A 355-nucleotide genomic window follows, 5' to 3' on the forward strand; every position below is an offset into this window, starting at 1 on the left:
TCGCGGTGTACGGGATCGGCATCTCGCCGCCCATGACGTAGAGCCGATCGTATCGAAGCGCGTCCCATGCCTCGAAATAGAACTCTTGCCAGGGTTGAGGCTCTGCCTCGTCAGGGCGCTCGTCGAGTTCTATCCCGTCTTCAGGGTTTTCGTCGGCGAGTTTCTGCTTGAAGCCGGAAAGGCCGTCCTGATGGCTCAATCGCCACCGGAAGGCCGCTCGGAGTTTTTTTCCTGTTCCTCGACGAATTCGATGTCCGGGATGGCGAGCGTAGCCGCGGCATTCTGGACCGCCGAGATGAGCGGCCGTCCCTCGGGCTGGCAAAGCATCTCCTCGGCCGCGGCGCGGCTGTATGGC

The 355-nt window shown here is 62.3% G+C and carries 1 protein-coding gene; it reads right to left on the reverse strand.

Annotated elements, in window-relative coordinates; genetic code table 11:
- Positions 1 to 199: hypothetical protein (locus tag EN818_RS31180; RefSeq protein ID WP_135906666.1), on the reverse strand; the 199-nt coding region annotated here is incomplete at its 3' end.
- Positions 200 to 355: the final 156 nt, after the last annotated feature.

Source organism: Mesorhizobium sp. M3A.F.Ca.ET.175.01.1.1 (genome assembly GCF_004791945.1).
In the GTDB taxonomy this organism is placed as follows: Bacteria; Pseudomonadota; Alphaproteobacteria; order Rhizobiales; family Rhizobiaceae; genus Mesorhizobium.